Raw genomic sequence first — 16,126 nt, forward strand, 5'->3', positions numbered from 1 at the left:
GGCTTTTCTTCTATTGCACGCATTTTGTATGGTATCATGCAACCAAAAAAATAGTATTATGGAAAAACCAAAACCTATGCTTACGCTTAGTCAAGTAATGACCAAGCTGGCACAAAAGGGGATTACCAATGAGTTTATAATGAACGAACAAGGACAGATGCATCTTAGGGATCAGGAGGCAACGTACCACCCACAGGATTTGACTATACTGCGTTCTTATCGATTTGAAGGAGACAGTAATCCGGACGACAATGCAGTGCTTTATGTTGCGGAAGATAAAAACGGATCTAAAGGAATGATTATAGATTCCTACGGCGCAGACAGTAATTACGACGGAGAGAGCTTTGATAATTTTATCCGTGAAATTCCCGTGGAGGAGGACGAATCCCTGAATTTTGATACGTAAGGATTAGTTTGGGAGCAGTTATTGCTTTCGCCGAATTTTAAATAACCCCTTTTTGGAAGGGGATTGAGCGGAATCCGCCGGGGAACTTCCCGTGCGGATTTCTTTTATATTTTCTGAAATTTCTTTTGTTTTATTTAACGTGCTTTCCACCCGTTGCTGCGTTTTATCTGCATTTGCTCCAATGAGGGTTTTCTTTAGACCCTCCTGCATCCCAAGCCAGAAAAAATTAAAAAACGATTTGGTCGGATCTCTCTCCACATTTTCAACGGTTACAGTGGCCGGAAAACTGCCGCTGTTGGATTTTACCAACAGGTTTGCTGCAGCGCTTAGAAGCTTGTTTTTATCGCCCTCTTGGTTTAGAATACTCACCTTCAAGTCCTTATGCTTCATGGCGAAGTTTCCACTTAGCAGTTTTTGATTCCCCGTATAATTAAATCGAATATGGTTGATTTGCCCTGTGGTCTGAATCTTTAGGTACGGCTCCACAAACGCATTGAGTGAGGCTGCAGGAAGACTCCATATATTGCCGCTAATAGAAAACTGATCAGTCGGTGAACCCGTATCAAGATTCCATTTAATGTCGATAGGAGAAACATCCATAAATCGCGCATTAATTTCTATCGGTATTTGGGTGCCACTCTTTCTATGCGCAGTGTGCACGTTGGATGCCTCTAGATTAAATGCGCCAAATACGAGCTTACCGGGGCCTTCACTTTTTCTGGTGTCTTCTTCGTAGGTAAGATGCGAATTGCCAATGGATAGGCTGCCGATAGTAAGGGGCTGTTTGATTGAGCGCAAAAGAGCCGAGTACAAGGGTTTGTGTTGGGTATCATCCGGTGGGACCTTGCTTCGAAATATACTCGCTCGAAGCCCCGTAAGGGTTACCTTCTCAATATTCCAGACCTTTCGGTTCTCCCACAAATCCATTATTCCATTGACTTGCAATCGGTCCAAGGATAGCGAATACAGATCTTTTTCTTTGGGAAGTGACGCTACAAATGCTGCTCTGGAGCGGCGGGGCAGAAGTTGTATCTTTTGGGAAGCCAATAGATTTCCGTCCATTCGCGTAGAACCTAAAGAAAGTGTATAGTTCCGGTCTAAAACGGTGCGTAGGCTTGAAAAACTAAGCTGGGACTGCCCGTATTTAAAAGGCAGTACACCTCGCTGTGACGGTTGGCTCAAATCGATACCATTGCCACGAATATCAATATTTTTAAAATCGAAAGTTTTACCCTGGGAATTAACTACTGTTAGGGCAGGTGCATTGATTTGAACCTGAGAGAGCCGCGCTGCAATAGGCTTGTATGCTTTTGATTGCGCGTTGCTTTTATCAAGTTGTATTTTGCCGCGTAACCCTTTCACGCCCAAGTTTGTGCCCTCTAGATCAAAGTCCTCCTTATTCCCCAGGAAACTCTTGAATGTAAGGAGCACTTCCTGCGCCTGGAGGTCTGCACGAGACCCCGATGTGCTTTTGTAGGTGGGACTGCGCAGCAGCAGCTGCGCGGGAGTGAACTCCATTGCTGCTGCTGACAGGCTTTGCGTAGAAGTGGCATATTGTACTTGCGATCCCTCAATGCGAAAATCTTTGTAATCTATAGGGAGATTTCCTTTTTGGCTTTCCTGGTTCAGTTCTAATTCGCTGATATTTACATCAAGCGACCCGGCGTTTGCTATTTTGACTCCTTTAGGGGTAAAGAAATCAACTTTTGCATTTTTTACATCGAGGTTTTTGAGATTAATGTCAAAGAGAAAAGGACTTGTATTTTTACTGCGCTGCGCGCCAGTGGAATGAACCTTCAGAGAAGGATTTTCAAGAAGAACATTTTCCAGGGCAATGCGTCGGTCTTTAAGGAGGAGCTCCTGAAATTCAAAATGCGGAATCGAGAATGAGAAATAATTCTGAGAGGTGGGATAGCGCGCCTTGTATTTTAGGAAAGGTATTTCTGATTTGAGATGAAAGTTCTTTAAAACCATGTTTTTGGCTTTGGAGGTAATTTCATCTATAGTGATTCGGTACTTTGAGTCGGTAAGAAAGGAGAATTTTTTTCCCGAAATGGAGTAGCGGTCAAAAGCAATAGGCAGTTTATCTTCCACGTCTTTTTCCGACAGCTGCAGATTGTAAAGTTCCAGATTTAGCTCTTCAATTGCAACCATATCCGAGGCATCATCCCTTAAAACTTTGATATTACTGTCCACAAGGGCTATTTTACTGAAACGAGCAGGCTTTCGCTTTTTTCCCTGCTGCTTCTCCAACGGTTTGTTCAGCCGTAAAAGCAGCGTAGCACGGTGAAGCGTGATATTGGCTGCATTTAAATCGTTTCGTAGTACAGCGTCAATAAGTCCAATCTGGCTAACATTCATTGAATCAATGGTTCCCTCCACCCGAAGTACGTTGGGGTTGTCAGGCGATTTGGTTCGAATCTCCACATCGGAGGCTTTTATGCGTCCGGTAAGAACGCCTACGTCAAGATTTTTATAAGATACCTGGTAGTCGGTGTTGGTGCTGACCAACTGAGGAATTCTTTTGTACAGGTAGTAATTGAACCCCAATTGCACTGCAACCAGGGCAACGACCAGTGCCAAGATTGCAATTCCAATTTTTCGAAACGTGGATTTCTGTACCATATAGAGCCCTGTTGCGGTCTTGTGCAAAGATACTTGCGCAAACCTTTAGTTTCTTATAGGAATCGGTACTAGTATTACAATATTTTTCAGAGAGTAAATTCCACTATAAAACCCTCATGTCCACGAATATTAAGGGCCGTTCCGTCTTCAAATACAAAATACTGACCTTTGATGCCCAGTAATTTTCCATTGTAGTGTGCATCCTTCTCCAAGGATAGAGTATGTATCCGTGCAGGAGCTGTATAAGGGTAATCCAGGGAAACAACGGGCTGCTCGTTGTTAAAGAAACGGGAAAATTCCTCAGGGAACAGATGCTGCGACTCGGTCCGGAAATTCTCCAAGTCTACGCTGCTTTCGTATTCCTCCAGGAGCATTTTCTTGTAGTTGGTCCGGTCGGAAAGTTTCTGCTTCAACGCCACTTCAATCATTCCAGCCTCGTAGCGGTTCTCGGTCTGGGCAATGGCCACCGCAAAGGTGGCGCCCTGATCAATCCAACGGGTGGGAATCTGTGCACTTCTGGTGACACCCACCTTAACTTCGCCGCTGTATGCTAAATATACCGTATGGGGTACGAGCTGAATCTGCTGTTCTACCTCTAGGTTTCGCTCTTGCTGTCCCAGATGCGCCCTGGAGAGTTCAGGCCGAATGATAGTACCGCTGGCGTACGGGCTTGAGAAAAAACAATTTTTACAAAAACCCATCCTGAATATCTTCTCATCATTCCCACATTCTAAGCATTGGTAGCCGGTGTGTTTGATCTGGATCTGGCGTCCAATGAGTGCGTTGCAGTGTATAAGATCCCCTCCGAGACGTAAGTAGTATTGGATGGGACGCTCCAGATGCGTGCTCATTTTTTTTAGGACACCTTCAAAGGTCATGCGCTAGGTAGTTTGGCGTAAAAATAAGGAAAATTGACTTAGCAGAGTTATTTATAACTTTGCATAAAATCTAACACATGACCTATCTGGTTACCGGAGGTAGCGGTTTTATAGGATCCCATCTTATTGAGCGGCTTTTAAATATGGGACATAATGTCATTAATGTGGACAACTTTGATGACTACTACGATTATAAAATAAAAATTTCCAATACGCTCGAATCCTTAGGAGAATCTGCAGAGTTTTCCTTTAAGAATAAAACAGAAGATCTCAGCGCTTTGAAGGGGCATGTTAACTCCGAGCGGTACCAGCTCTACACCTGTGATATTAGAAACAAGGAGGAACTTTCGCACGTTTTTAAAAACCACCCCATTGACATCGTGGTACATTTGGCGGCTCTTGCCGGTGTACGTCCTTCCATTGAAGATCCTATTTCCTATGCACATACCAACATCATTGGATCGCTAAATCTCTGGGAGCTGTGTAAAGAATATGGCGTCTCGAAGGTTGTGAACGCATCCTCCTCGAGCGTATACGGCAATAACCAGAAAGTGCCCTTCAGTGAATTCGACAATGTAGATACGCCCATTTCCCCGTATGCAGCCACCAAGAAAAGCGGAGAAATTCTAAGCCATGTGTATTATAAACTTTACGGAATGTCCATGATTCATCTGCGTTTTTTTACCGTCTATGGGCCCCGCCAACGTCCGGACTTAGCCATTCATAAATTTACTTCACTGATACACAGAGGTGCCCCTGTACCTTTTTACGGTGACGGGACAACCAGTAGGGATTATACCTACATAGAGGACATCATTGAGGGTATTCTCAAAGCCCTGGATTATATTGCGCAGGAAAAACACGTATTTGAAATCATCAATCTGGGGGAGAGCCATACGGTATCGCTAAAAGAAATGCTCTCGAGCATTGAAAGCGCCCTCGGACAGAGTGCAGAGACGCTTCCTTTACCAATCCCTAAAGGGGATGTCAACCGTACCAATGCGGACATCTCGAAAGCCAAGAGGATTTTAAAGTATGCCCCGGGTACCAAGTTCCAAAATGGCATAAAAATTTTTGTGGAATGGTTTTTGAAAAAATCAGGCCAAGTCCCGCAGGATAATTAAACAGATCCTATTTCGCATGTAGTGAAAACGAAATGGCTGGCGTCTGAAAAAGATTGAAAATCAGATATAAAAAAGTATTACTTATCATCTATTTTTTTACTTTTGCAAAAATTAAATAACACCGAAAGATATGTATTGGACATTAGAATTAGCCTCCTATTTAAGTGATGCACCTTGGCCGATGACAAAAGCCGAACTGATAGACTACGCCATCAGGACCGGCGCGCCGATGGAAGTGGTGGAGAACCTTCAAGCTATTGAAGACGAAGGAGAAATTTACGAATCCATTGAGGAAGTATGGAGCGACTATCCAACCGATGAAGATTTCCTCTGGAACGAGGACGAATATTAACACCTACCAGGCTTTAGGCAAAACGCTTAAAGCTTTTTTACATATACGATGCACACCATATGTGCGTTTCCTTTTACGTGAGTTAAAGGGATTAAAATTAATTATTTATGAGTTTTTTAGATCAGGTCCTAAAGGGTTTTCTTGGAGATAAAAATGCCAAAGACCTAAAGGAAGTAAAAAAAGTTGTTGGGAGAATTAAAGCAGTGGAACCGCAAATCGGGGAACTGAGCGACGATGCTCTGCGTGAAAAGACAAGAGCATTCAAATCTAAAATCAAAGACGCTACCAAATCCATCACCGATCAAATTGATCAGCTTAAAGAAACAATCAAGTCAAGCACCAATGTAGATGAGAAGGAAGCGCTGTTCACACAGGTGGAAACCCTGAAGAAAGAAGCCTATGAGGTGGAGGAGAAAGTGCTTGCTGAGATTCTTCCCGAAGCATTTGCATTGATAAAAGAAACGGCACGTAGATGGGCCCAGAACGGAGAAATCCGGGTACAGGCCACGGAATGGGACAGAGAGCTGGCCGCTTCCAAAGATTTTGTCACTATTGACGGAGATGTTGCTGTTTGGAAAAACCGTTGGAATGCACACGGCTCCGATATTGTGTGGGACATGGTACACTACGATGTACAGTTTATAGGTGGGGTAGTGCTCCACAGTGGGAAGATAGCCGAGATGGCCACCGGAGAAGGAAAGACCCTCGTAGGAACCTTACCTATATACCTTAACGCACTGCCTGGAAGAGGAGTGCATGTGGTGACCGTTAACGATTACCTAGCCAAGAGAGACTCTGCTTGGATGGGTCCTCTGTATCAGTTTCATGAACTTTCCATTGACTGTATAGACAACCACCAGCCTAATACCGATGGGCGTAGAAAAGCGTACAATTCGGATATCACCTACGGAACCAATAACGAGTTCGGTTTCGATTACCTGCGTGACAACATGGTTACATCGCCTGCAGAGCTTGTGCAGCGGGAGCTGAATTTTGCAATTGTCGATGAGGTGGACTCCGTCCTTGTAGATGATGCCCGAACGCCGCTGATCATTTCAGGTCCTGTGCCCCAAGGAGACCGTCAGGAGTACGACGTTCTGAAGCCGGCCGTGGATCGAATTGTGGAAGTACAGAAAAAGACGGTAACCCATATTTTCAACGAAGCAAAGAAACTCATAGCTGCAGGTAACACCAAGGAAGGAGGATTTAAACTTCTTCAAGCATTTAGAGGACTGCCCAAGTCGCGCCCTCTGATTAAATTCCTTTCCGAGACTGGTAATAAAGCGTTACTGCAAAAAGTGGAGGCGCAGTATATGCAGGACAACAACCGGGATATGCCCAAGGTCGATAAGGATCTTTATTTCGTCATCGACGAGAAGAACAACCAGATTGATCTGACCGATAAAGGAGTGGAATATATGTCTGCCGGTATGGAAGACAAAGATTTCTTTGTGCTTCAGGATATAGGTACTGAAATTGCAGAACTGGAGGCAAAAAACCTGGAAAAAGAACAGGAATTTGCGGCCAAAGAAGAACTTTTCCGCAAGTTTGCTGAAAAATCCGAACGTGTTCATACCCTTAGCCAGCTTCTTAAAGCGTATTCCCTATTTGAGAAGGACGATCAGTACGTAGTAATTGAAGGGGAAGTGAAGATCGTGGACGAGCAGACCGGAAGGATTATGGAGGGGAGACGCTACTCAGACGGACTGCACCAGGCCATCGAAGCAAAAGAGAATGTGCGCATTGAGGCCGCTACCCAAACATTCGCCACCATTACACTACAGAACTACTTCCGTATGTACAATAAGCTCGCCGGTATGACCGGAACGGCCGAGACCGAGGCGGGTGAACTTTGGGAGATATATAAATTGGATGTAGTGGTGATTCCTACAAACCGTCCTATCCAGCGTATAGACAAACAGGATCTGGTATTTAAAACCAACCGTGAAAAGTACAATGCGGTAATAGAAGAAATCGAGAAACTTACTGCGGCTGGAAGACCGGTTCTGGTAGGAACCACTTCAGTGGAAATATCCCAGCTTCTCTCCCGAGCCCTACAACTACGCAAAATCAACCACCAGGTGCTCAATGCTAAAATGCATAAGAAGGAAGCGGAAATTGTAGCAGAAGCCGGACGTCCTGGACAGGTAACGATCGCAACCAATATGGCCGGTAGAGGTACCGACATTAAACTTCGTGAAGGAGTCAAGGAAGCAGGTGGACTGGCCATCATAGGAACAGAGCGCCATGATTCGCGCCGTGTTGACAGGCAGCTTCGCGGTAGAGCAGGCCGCCAGGGTGACCCGGGAAGTTCCCAGTTTTACGTATCCTTGGAAGACAATCTTATGCGTCTTTTCGGTTCGGAAAGAATCGCAAAAATGATGGACCGTATGGGCCACAAGGAAGGAGAAGTAATTCAGCATTCAATGATTACCAAATCCATTGAACGCGCGCAGAAGAAGGTGGAGGAAAACAACTTTGGAATCCGTAAAAGGCTTTTGGAGTATGACGATGTAATGAACAAGCAGAGGGATGTTATCTACAAAAAAAGGAGGAATGCACTCTTTGGGGACCATTTGAAATTTGATATTTCCAATATGATCTACGATGTGTCCTTCAGCATTGTAAACCAGGGGAAAGTAACCAACGACTTCAAGGAATTTGAATTCGATATTATAAAGAATTTCACCATGGAGTCTCCGGTCTCCGAATCGGAATTTAAATCCAAGACCGTAGCCGAATTAACCAAGATTGTGTACGAAGCAGCGGAGAAGGATTACCAGAACCGTCTGCAGCTTATGAAAGAAAAGGCTTTTCCAATCATTGAGAACGTATACAAGAACCAAGGTTCTATGTTCAAAATGATTCAGGTGCCGTTCACCGATTCCCATAAAACCATTACGGTTGTAACAGATCTGGAAAAAGCCAATGATACAAAATGCCAGAGTCTGGTGGATGACTTTGAAAAGAACATCACTCTTTCCATTATTGATGAAAACTGGAAACTGCATCTTCGGGAAATGGACGATTTAAGAAAATCTTCTCAAGGAGCGGTCTATGAGCAGAAAGACCCCCTCGTAATCTACAAGCAGGAATCCTTCCATCTTTTTACCGAAATGGTAGAAAAAATCAACAGAGAGACGATTTCGTTCTTGTACAAAGGAGATATTCCCACGTAAGGAACCCTGAAGAAATACCTATTTTGTTTGTAAATGCCCCGGTTTTCTGGGGCATTTCTATATGAAAATAATCACATAATGGGTTTATGGTCCCTATACAATAATCAGGCTACTTATTTTTTATTAAATTTATGGTTTCAATATGTACATATGGCGTTAATAGACTTATCCAAACAGGTAGCTTTAGGAATTGATATAGGAGGAACCAATACAAAATACGGTTTGGTAAACCACCGGGGTGAGATTCTTTCCAAAGGAAAAATACGAACCGAGAAGTTCGAAGTGGTGGAGGACTTTATCCAGGAGCTATACGATAATATCCATCCTCTCATTCAACAGCACTGCCAGGATAAAGTCTTGGAAGGTATCGGCGTAGGAGCACCCAATGCGAACTATTATAATGGCACGATTGAGCATGCCCCGAATTTAAAATGGAAGGGCGTAGTTCCCTTTGCTAAGCTCATGTCGGAGAAGTTTGGGTATCCTTGTAAGATGACTAACGACGCAAACGCAGCAGCCTTGGGAGAAATGATGTACGGAGCGGCCCGGGGAATGAAAGACTTTATTATGGTGACACTTGGAACCGGTGTGGGAAGCGGTATCGTCTGCGGGGGAAACCTGGTGTACGGACACGATGGCTTTGCTGGGGAACTGGGACACACCATAGTAAAACCTAACGGTAGAAAGCACTGGAGCACTGGCTCGGAAGGAAGCCTAGAGGCGTATGCCTCGGCTACCGGAATTGCCATCACTGCACGAAAAATGCGCGCAGAATTTCCTGAATCTTTGCTGAACCGCTACAATGAAGACGAGATTAATTCCCGAACGGTACATGTCTGCGCCTTGGAGGGAGATCCTACCGCCATTGAAGTATTCCGATATACGGGTCAGAAATTAGGGGAAGCGCTTGCTAATTTTGTAATGTTTTCTTCTCCGCAGGCCATCTTGCTCTTTGGAGGCGTTATAAAGGCAGGAGATTTTATATTAAAACCTACGCGACTTCATATGGAGCGCAATCTATTGCCTATCTTTAGAGGAAAAGTCAAACTGGTCTTCAGTGAACTGGACGAAGCGGATGCGGCCATATTAGGAGCCAGCGCTTTGGTCTGGGAGAATATGTAATTATATAGATAGAGAGTTATAGAAATGGAACAACAAACAAATTATAAAACAGTAGTATTTGGAGGAGGCTGCTTCTGGTGCGTGGAAAGCTGCTTTAATATGCTCAAGGGCGTGGTCAGTGCCGTGAGCGGATATTCTGGGGGAACCACCGAAAACCCCACGTACGAAGAAGTATGTACCGGTACCACCAACCATGCCGAAGTAGTGAAAATAACCTATGATCCTTCCCAGATTTCTTACTCGCAACTAATGGAAGTATTTTTCTTTCTGCACGACCCTACGCAGCTCAACCGTCAGGGGGAGGATGTAGGAACACAGTACCGTTCGGTTATTTTTTACCAGAGCCCTGAGGAATTGGAAGAGGCATTGGAGGCGATTTCCGTGTCAAAAAATTCAGGCCGTTGGCAAGGGGACTACGTAACCGAGTTGGCGCCGTTTAGCGTTTTCTATCCCGCGGAAACATACCATCAAGGTTATTACCATGTCAATCCCAATACACCGTATTGCAGTGCAGTGGTAGGACCCAAAATACAGAAATTCAAAACGTATTTTGGCGAGAAGAACTACTTAAAAGAACAGGGTTAACGGATCATCTCCGAGTGGGGGATCCCGTCTTCTAGGTACTGCTTTCCGGTGGAGACGAATCCCAAACGGGAGTAAAATTCTAAGAGGTAATCCTGAGCGGAAATCTGTACTTTATGGCCAGGATACGCAGAGTCCAGAATTTCCAAAGCGCGGGTCATTAATTGTTTTCCCAGCTCCTGCCTTCGGAAAGGCGTAGTTGTCAAGACGCGTCCTATAGAGGCATTTTCAAAACGTACGCCGGGTGCAAACAGCCGGCAGTACGCTGCAATGTGTCCCTGCTTTTCTGCCCACAGATGGGTAGCTTTCTGATCCCATTGATCCAGCTCGGGGTACGGACAGTGTTGTTCTACAACAAACACATCCACTCTGGAGCGCAGTAAACCATAGAGTTCTGTAGTAGTAAGTTCTTCAAAGGACTTATTGAACCACTGCACGTTATTCATTGAATTGTACATTGCTTTTTTTGAGCATGGCATTAGTCTCACTGATTATATCTAAGATTTGCGCGCAACCGGTCTTCTTTTCTGCGGAGGTAAGAATCATTTGGGGTAAATCTTCCCAGTATTCAAGCAGCTTGGTTTGGTAGGCCTGTAGATTTCTTTGCGCAGCCCCAGGTTTTAATTTATCGGTTTTGGTCAGAACTATAGTGAACGGAATGGCACTTTCTCCGCACCATTCCATGAACTCCAGGTCTATCTTCTGCGGTTCGTGACGAGAATCCACCAAGATGAACAGATTCACAAGGTTTTTGCGGTTGAGAATATAATTGGTTATCAGTTTTTCAAACTCCTTGCGCTGTACTTTAGAGACCTTTGCATATCCGTACCCTGGTAGATCGGTTAGGTACCACTCTTCATTGACCAGGAAGTGGTTGATCAGCTGGGTTTTCCCAGGCGTCTGTGAGGTTTTCGCCAGGTCTTTCCGGTTCATCATCGCATTTATAAGAGAAGACTTTCCCACATTGGAACGGCCAATGAATGCGTACTCAGGCAGATTTCCCTCAGGGCAGTCCTGCCATCGTTGTGAACTCTTAAGGAATTCTGCAGTTTTAATTATCATAGTACTGTGTAAAAAAAAATGGAAGCTACGACTTCCACTTATAGTTATTTGGCAGACTTATCGGAAGAAAGCCAATTAAATAAAATTTCATTGAACTCGTCGGGTTTTTCCATCATGGCAGCATGCCCGCACTCATCCATCCAAAAAAGTGTGGAGTTTGGAATGAGCTTATCCATATCCACCGCCACCTCAGGGGGCGTTACATTATCCTGCTTCCCCCAAATGATACAAACCGGCGCCATTATTTTGTGCAGCTCTTTCTCCATATTGTGCTTGATTGCACTGCGCGCAAGCATGACCGTCTTTATTCCTTTACCGCGGTCATTTACAATGGCAAAGACCTCATCCACCAGTTCCTCGGAAGCTACTGCGGGATCGTAAAAAACTTCCTGGGCTTTTTTCTTAATATACTCCCGATCGCTTTTCCTTGGAAAACTATCCCCGAAAGACCTTTCATATAGGCCGGAACTACCGGTCAGCACTAAGTTTTTTACCAAATCAGGACGCGACAGAGTAAGTATGAGCCCAATATGTCCGCCCATGGAGTTTCCTACAACGGTAGCAGGTTCCCCCACCACTTCTTCAATAAAGCGGGCGACGTACTTTGCAATGCTGCTAAGATTCGTATTAAGAACCGGAAGGTCGTAGATGGGTAGTTCGGGAAAATATACCTTGTAACCCTTTTTAGAAAAAAAGGCTATCAAAGAAGTAAAATTACTAAGACCTCCCATTAAACCTTGGAGCAGAACAATAGGTTGTCCTTCCCCTTCAGCTATATAGTTGAATTTTTTATCTTTTTTAGCTTTAAATAACATAGTTTGTTTTAGCGCAGAGCAAAAATACAAATTTCGATACGTATTTATTAAAATTGCCCGAGATACTTTAAAAGTAATAAAAAAAATGATTTAAAGTGTAAACCGAGCACTGATAATTTACACGAATCGCTCTACAGTCTAAAAAATACATTTTCAAGTAGTTAGTACGGTATTCCAAAAGTTATTCACATTAAGTCAAAAAGTGGGAAAAAGTGGGAGCTTTTGGAATTATTTATATAAATTTGTCCCAAATGAAGAATTTTATTGGGACATACGAATGTAAAATTGACGATAAAGCACGTCTGAAAGTTCCCTCTTCCTTAGCTAAGCAAATGGAAGAATTTGGGGAAGACGGCTTTGTGGTCAAGCGCTCTGTGTTCCAGCCCTGTCTGGAGGTATATCCAATGAAACATTGGGATAAAATGATGCACAAAATTAACGGATTGAATCGGTTTGTTAAGAAGAATGCAGACTTTATCAGAATGTTTACCGCCGGGGTGAAGACTGTACAGGTGGACAACGCCGGTAGAATACAGATTTCAAGAGACTTAGCTCAGTTTGCCTCCCTCACCAAAGAGGTGGTGGTTACCAGTGCTGGAGAGCTGTTTGAAATCTGGGACAAGCAGGCCTACGAGGAAGTTATTTCGGTTTCACAGGCCGACTTTGCTCAATTGGCGCAGGACGTAATGGGAGATCTGCCTTCCGATTTATCTTTATAATATCCAAACTCAGTTATGGAGTATCATGTTCCGGTTTTACTGCATCAAAGTGTAGACGATCTGGTGGTTAACCCAGAGGGTATCTACGTGGACTGTACCTTTGGTGGCGGTGGGCATTCCCGGGAAATTCTTAAAAGACTTTCCGACAAAGGACGTTTGTTTGCCTTTGATCAGGACGTGGATGCCCTGGAAAATACTATTGAAGACGCCCGGTTCACTCTAGTAAATCAAAACTTTCGGCATCTTGAGAATGCTCTGATGATGTATGGGGTATCCCAAGTCGATGGTATCCTTGCCGATTTAGGGGTTTCCTCCCACCAGTTTGACGCTTCTTCAAGAGGGTTTTCCACCCGATCGACAGGACCGTTGGATATGCGGATGAATGCACTGCAGAGCTTGGATGCAAAAACCATCGTAAACACCTACGAAGAAGAGCATCTTGCTAATTTGTTTTTCCATTACGGAGAGCTTCGGGACGCACGCAAACTGGCGCGCATCATTGTCCATGCCCGTAAGGAGAAGGCCATAGAATCAACACAGGATTTAAAGGATTTGTTTGCCTTTATTCCCGCACACAAGCAAAATAAGTTTTTCGCCCAAGTTTTTCAGGCCCTGCGCATTGAAGTGAATCAAGAGCTCGAAGCACTTAAAGAAATGCTGCAGCAGTCGTACCGAGTTCTTAAGAGCGAGGGGCGCCTGGTAGTGATTTCGTACCATTCCCTGGAGGACAGGCTGGTAAAGCGTTTTATAAAGAACGGGATGTTTGAGGGGCAGCCCGAAAGAGATATTTACGGAAATTATAAAAAGTCCTTTGAGTTGCTCCGTAGCAAAGCATTTGTGCCCTCACCGGAGGAAGTGGAAGTAAACTCCAGAGCCAGAAGTGCAAAACTCAGAACCGGAATCAAAGTATAGCAGAGGACATGGTTAGAAAAAATTCGGGCAAATTCAAACAGAAACTAACCTTCATTGATATTGTGAAGGGAAATTTCCTGAACCGTGAGGAGTTAAAGGCGCACTACAAATATTTTCTTCTCCTGTTCGTATTGATGCTCATCATGATATACAGTAACCATTTGGTGAACCAGAAAATAGAAACAGTGAACGCCTTAAAAGAAGAGGCCGAAGAATATAAATCGCGCAACGCTTATGCGCAAAGCCGCTTGATAAAAGTTAAGATGGAATCGGAACTAAGCAAAGAAATGATTAAGGATTCTTTGCTGCCGCTGGAAAGCCATCCCCACAAATTGTTAATAAAGTTAGAAAGTACGAATGCGGAAGCCAAATGAATTTGAAACCAAACGAAAGTATGCACTGCGCTGGGGATATCTCTTTGCGCTGACTGCTTTTATTGTTTTCGTCGTTTTTCTGGCAAGGATACTGGTACTCCAAAACACCAATGTGGAGGAAATACGGCAAGATTACATAAGTAAAAACTATAGGGAAGCCACTCTGAAAGCAGCCCGGGGAAACCTATACGCATCGGACGGTTCGATCCTTGCCACCACGGTCATGCGTTACGATATCTTTATTGATTTTAAGGTGATTAGGGACACGGCCTACGCAAACAACATTGGGCCGCTGACCGATTCCCTCAGTATGATGTTTGGCAAGCCCAGAACCTACTTTCGGCAGAAATTCGACGCCCAGAGAGCCAAAGGCAATCAGTACTATAATTTGGTTCGGGGACTGGATTTCGATCAGTACGACAGAATCCGCAAATTTCCGCTTTTCAAGAAAGGAAAAAACCGAGGCGGTTTTATAGTGGACAGAAATTATAAGCGGGAACTTGCCACTACCGAAATTGGGGCAGGAACCATCGGAATGGACAACGGCCAATACCAATCGGGACTCGAAGGTGCATTCAGCAAATATTTACGCGGCACCGACGGAACGCGTCTGGAGCAGCGCATTAATTCTTCACAATGGAAACCGATAGACTTCTGGAAAGTAAAGGAACCCATTGACGGTCAGGATGTCTATACCACCATCGACTTACGAATTCAGGATATTGCAAGCTCTGCCCTGGAAAAGCAGCTGATAGAATTTGATGCGCACCATGGCAGTGTACTGGTCATGGAAGTGGAAACCGGGAAAGTACGCGCTATGGTAAATTTAAGGCGCACAGAACCGGGCGTCTACGTGGATGCATACAATTATGCGCTCAAAGACGCCACCGAACCAGGATCCACGTTCAAAACGGTATCACTCCTTGCCGCAATGGACGATGGCTTCATTAACGACAGTACCACAGTGGATATAGGCAACGGTAGGTGGGTCTATGCAGGTCAACCCATTTCTGACGGGCACGGAAGCGGGGTTTACGATATCAGTGATGTGCTGGCAAAATCCAGTAATGTGGGATCCGCCAAGCTTATAACCAAATACTATGGAGAGAAACCGGAAGTATTTCTGGATCATCTGAGAAGATGGAAGATGTTTGACAAAATGGACATCGAATTACCGGGAATCACCAAACCGTATATTCAGACACCTAAGAGTGAACGCTGGAGCAAAGGAGCCCTTGCTTCCCTATCGTTTGGATATGCTTCACGCTTTAATTTATTACAGCTAACTACCTTTTACAATGGTATTGCCAATAAGGGAAAGATGGTCAAACCTTTGTTTATCGAGAAGATTGTCAAGGACGGAACCCAAATATTTACAGCAAAACCGGAAGTGATGGTTGCCCGGATGGCCTCCGACGATGCCATTAGAATGATGACAGCGGCGCTGACCAAGGCAGTGGAAAAGGGCACTGCCCGGAGTATCTTCACGCCCAACCTTAAAATGGCCGGAAAAACAGGAACGGCGCGGTTTGAATACTGGAAGCCGGGACCGACCAAGTATCAGGCGTCGTTTGCAGGATTTTACCCTGCGGACAACCCCAAATACACATGCATTGTGATGGTCAATCAGCCGGACAATTCTAAGAGCTACTACGGATCCGTCGTGGCCGCTCCGGTATTTAAAGAAATCGCCGGCAAAACGTTTCTAAAGACCCCACAGAACATTGAAAAGGAAATGCTTGTAGACAAAAAAGTGGACTTGAGCAAAATGGCTTTAAAAGACAGGAAACTCTCCATTGCCGGAAACGTGATGCCTATTGTTACAGGCATGGTAGGCAAGAATATAATTCCACAATTAGAAAATGCCGGATACCGGGTAGAGTTCAAGGGAGTAGGTCGCGTAATGGAACAGTTTCCACTGGCAGGTACCGTTATAAATAGAAATCAGCGGATTTACTTACGCCTACAAAATTAAA

15 protein-coding genes are annotated in these 16,126 nt (G+C 44.5%); 10 read left to right on the top strand and 5 right to left on the bottom strand.

The genetic code is table 11. The annotated features are described in order from the left end of the window. Nucleotides 1-58 precede the first annotated feature (58 nt). Nucleotides 59-406 (top strand): hypothetical protein, encoded by a 348-nt coding sequence (locus tag IC612_RS06810; protein ID WP_194739431.1) that lies wholly within the window; start codon nucleotides 59-61, stop codon nucleotides 404-406. Between the two features lie 18 nt (nucleotides 407-424). Here the strand turns inward: IC612_RS06810 and IC612_RS06815 are convergent, their stop codons facing one another. After that, on the bottom strand, nucleotides 425-3,031 hold the full coding sequence (locus tag IC612_RS06815; protein WP_194739432.1) for a hypothetical protein: 2,607 nt from the start codon (nucleotides 3,029-3,031) through the stop codon (nucleotides 425-427). 86 nt (nucleotides 3,032-3,117) lie between these two features. After that, nucleotides 3,118-3,909: a DUF2797 domain-containing protein gene (locus tag IC612_RS06820; RefSeq protein ID WP_194739433.1), complete on the bottom strand. Its 792-nt coding sequence runs from the start codon at nucleotides 3,907-3,909 to the stop codon at nucleotides 3,118-3,120. A gap of 77 nt (nucleotides 3,910-3,986) precedes the next feature. Here IC612_RS06820 and IC612_RS06825 point away from each other — a divergent pair, with 77 nt between their 5' ends. From IC612_RS06825 to msrA, 5 genes are all read left to right on the top strand, one after another. Then, nucleotides 3,987-5,033, top strand: coding sequence for a GDP-mannose 4,6-dehydratase (locus tag IC612_RS06825; protein WP_194739434.1), 1,047 nt, complete (start codon nucleotides 3,987-3,989; stop codon nucleotides 5,031-5,033). Between the two features lie 130 nt (nucleotides 5,034-5,163). Next, nucleotides 5,164-5,385, top strand: coding sequence for a DUF2795 domain-containing protein (locus IC612_RS06830; RefSeq protein ID WP_002662059.1), 222 nt, complete (start codon nucleotides 5,164-5,166; stop codon nucleotides 5,383-5,385). A gap of 107 nt (nucleotides 5,386-5,492) precedes the next feature. Then, complete coding sequence (gene secA / locus IC612_RS06835; RefSeq protein ID WP_194739435.1) at nucleotides 5,493-8,564, top strand: preprotein translocase subunit SecA; 3,072 nt, start codon at nucleotides 5,493-5,495, stop codon at nucleotides 8,562-8,564. A 150-nt stretch (nucleotides 8,565-8,714) separates the two neighbouring features. After that, entirely contained in the window at nucleotides 8,715-9,686 is a 972-nt protein-coding gene (locus tag IC612_RS06840; protein WP_194739436.1) for an ROK family protein, read from the top strand. Nucleotides 9,687-9,710: 24 nt separating this feature from the next. Next, entirely contained in the window at nucleotides 9,711-10,271 is a 561-nt protein-coding gene (gene msrA, locus IC612_RS06845) for a peptide-methionine (S)-S-oxide reductase MsrA (RefSeq protein ID WP_194739437.1), read from the top strand. Here the strand turns inward: msrA and IC612_RS06850 are convergent. From IC612_RS06850 to IC612_RS06860, 3 genes are read right to left on the bottom strand one after another with little or no spacing between them, the layout of a single operon-like run. Continuing rightward, a complete protein-coding gene (locus IC612_RS06850; protein ID WP_194739438.1) occupies nucleotides 10,268-10,714 on the bottom strand; it encodes a GNAT family N-acetyltransferase in 447 nt (148 codons plus the stop codon). The two genes, msrA and IC612_RS06850, sit on opposite strands and share 4 nt — an antisense overlap. Continuing rightward, on the bottom strand, nucleotides 10,707-11,330 hold the full coding sequence (gene yihA, locus IC612_RS06855; RefSeq protein ID WP_194739439.1) for a ribosome biogenesis GTP-binding protein YihA/YsxC: 624 nt from the start codon (nucleotides 11,328-11,330) through the stop codon (nucleotides 10,707-10,709). The genes IC612_RS06850 and yihA overlap by 8 nt, the downstream gene beginning before the upstream one ends. Before the next feature lie 44 nt (nucleotides 11,331-11,374). Next, nucleotides 11,375-12,145, bottom strand: coding sequence for an alpha/beta fold hydrolase (locus IC612_RS06860; RefSeq protein WP_194739440.1), 771 nt, complete (start codon nucleotides 12,143-12,145; stop codon nucleotides 11,375-11,377). A 251-nt stretch (nucleotides 12,146-12,396) separates the two neighbouring features. Here IC612_RS06860 and mraZ point away from each other — a divergent pair, with 251 nt between their 5' ends. The 4 genes from mraZ to IC612_RS06880 are packed head-to-tail and all read left to right on the top strand — an operon-like array spanning nucleotide 12,397 to nucleotide 16,125. Next, nucleotides 12,397-12,864, top strand: a complete 468-nt coding sequence (gene mraZ, locus IC612_RS06865) for a division/cell wall cluster transcriptional repressor MraZ (RefSeq protein WP_194739441.1) — start codon at nucleotides 12,397-12,399, stop codon at nucleotides 12,862-12,864. A 15-nt stretch (nucleotides 12,865-12,879) separates the two neighbouring features. Then, nucleotides 12,880-13,776 carry a 16S rRNA (cytosine(1402)-N(4))-methyltransferase RsmH gene (rsmH, locus tag IC612_RS06870; protein WP_194739442.1) on the top strand — a complete coding sequence of 299 codons (897 nt, stop codon included), beginning with the start codon at nucleotides 12,880-12,882 and terminating at the stop codon, nucleotides 13,774-13,776. An 8-nt stretch (nucleotides 13,777-13,784) separates the two neighbouring features. Next, nucleotides 13,785-14,150 carry an FtsL-like putative cell division protein gene (locus tag IC612_RS06875; protein WP_194739443.1) on the top strand — a complete coding sequence of 122 codons (366 nt, stop codon included), beginning with the start codon at nucleotides 13,785-13,787 and terminating at the stop codon, nucleotides 14,148-14,150. After that, the gene (locus tag IC612_RS06880; RefSeq protein ID WP_194739444.1) at nucleotides 14,134-16,125 is read left to right on the top strand and encodes a penicillin-binding transpeptidase domain-containing protein; all 1,992 of its coding nucleotides are present in this window, start codon (nucleotides 14,134-14,136) and stop codon (nucleotides 16,123-16,125) included. The genes IC612_RS06875 and IC612_RS06880 overlap by 17 nt, the downstream gene beginning before the upstream one ends. Nucleotide 16,126: the final 1 nt, after the last annotated feature.

Source organism: Planobacterium oryzisoli (genome assembly GCF_015354315.1).
Lineage (GTDB): Bacteria > Bacteroidota > Bacteroidia > Flavobacteriales > Weeksellaceae > Planobacterium_A > Planobacterium_A oryzisoli.